The following is a 1,494-nucleotide window of genomic DNA, read 5'->3' as shown; positions in this document are numbered from 1 at the left end:
CAGCAATTGTGTGTCATACAAAGGTGTACGATAAACCTCTTGTGGATTTTGCCTATCGATTACTCTCAAGTAAGCCATTCCACCAAGTGTGAAGATTTTCCCAACCCTTACATTTTCCAAAACATACCGACCAGAAGGACTAACTACTGTCGAACTGGCTGGATAATTTAGAATCGTGGTAACGACAAAAAACAACAAAGCAGAAAGAGCCACGAGCAAAACAATTGCTCGACGGATACCCTTCCGATGTTTACCAACAAATACACTGCTGAACCCGGCGATCATTTCCCACTCCCGCTTAACGTCTCTACAGAATACGAGGTATTACTTACAAAGCGATTCATCCAGTAGTCTTCCCAGTGCTGAGAATGAAAGACAAACTTTTTCTCAGACGTCAGAAACTCAACACTAGGAATACTCAACTTTCCGTCGCCTTCACTTACCTGCATATCCAAAAGTCTTGTCGGGTATAGCGGGCTGCGATAAATGTAACTAGGGGAATCTTGGTCCGTAACTCTTAGATAGGAAAGGGCCTCTCCGAAAAACAAAGAAGTAAATGGTACGCGCTCCACGATGTACTGCCTTGAATAACTCAACTCGATAACATCTGGTCGGCGCTGAGACAGATTATCGACAAACGAATAAAATGATAGCGCCCCGACCACCAGGGCCGCTAACACAATCAGGCATGTGATTCTGAAACGCATTTACTCAACAACCTTGATCAAAGTAGGTGTTACGCTCTCGTACATAATGTCGGAGTACACTGTGAAATCCCCACCTTTACCGTGTGTTGCTCGATATTCGGAAAAATCACTATTTTGAATCAAGTGATAACGCTTTCCGTCAATATCCTTGAACATGGCCTGCACATCTTCGCCCCGCATTGCGGCTGTTCTGGCCAGTTCTGCTTTCCCCATTGCCGAAAGAAAGTTGGAGCCATTGCTTGTTACTGGATCTGCTACACCATCGTAGTTCCAATAGCCTAAGGGCTGACTGAACCGGTTACCTACATCGCTGAAATCATAACTGTCGTCAATATAAAACCCTAGACGATTCACCAGAAAGCTGATTTTCCCTGAAGCGATAATAACTTCACCCTCAGCAATCACTCTCATATTGAAATTTGCAAGGGCGCCCCTAAGCTCATCCAGCAGAAAAATGTTAGCGTTTGACGTCCTAACTGGAATAGTATTGGTATATCCAAACTTTTCAGCATCTCTAGCATTTTCAAATTTTATTTGATACGCACCGTCAACTTTACCTGCAAAATTCCCTGGGAAAATCTTGCGCATTCTAACCAGTGCATCTGGGCTATTCCATTTGGCCCTTAGCTCATTAAAAACTTCATTGGCGCGCTTAAACTTCAAAACCCATGCCATCTTAACAATTGAGCTTTCTACATACGGATCGCGCGGTTCTTTTTTATGATTTTTGGTATGTTCATCCATCCCACCATCTTCAGTTGCCCATGGATTGCCTTTAAACCAATAG

2 protein-coding genes and 1 pseudogene are annotated in these 1,494 nt (G+C 43.5%); all 3 read right to left on the bottom strand.

The genetic code is table 11. From position 1 onward, the window contains the following. Positions 1–285: pseudogene (locus AC1DH9_RS29030) on the bottom strand (hypothetical protein); the annotation flags it as partial. Next, positions 282–707 carry a hypothetical protein gene (locus AC1DH9_RS29025; protein WP_427547335.1) on the bottom strand — a complete coding sequence of 142 codons (426 nt, stop codon included), beginning with the start codon at positions 705–707 and terminating at the stop codon, positions 282–284. The pseudogene AC1DH9_RS29030 and the gene AC1DH9_RS29025, both read right to left, overlap by 4 nt. Further along, on the bottom strand, positions 708–1,494 hold a 787-nt coding region (locus tag AC1DH9_RS29020), incomplete at its 5' end, for a DUF6402 family protein (protein ID WP_477809323.1).

It is taken from the genome of Pseudomonas sp. 05T35, from assembly GCF_056396605.1.
The sequence above is the reverse complement of the archived record's forward strand: the minus strand, read 5'-3'. Positions and strand labels throughout refer to the sequence as shown.

Bases quoted from the DNA above. Each gene is read 5' to 3' on its own strand.
- AC1DH9_RS29025 (WP_427547335.1), bottom strand. From the start codon at position 707: ATGCGTTTCAGAATCACATGCCTGATTGTGTTAGCGGCCCTGGTGGTC.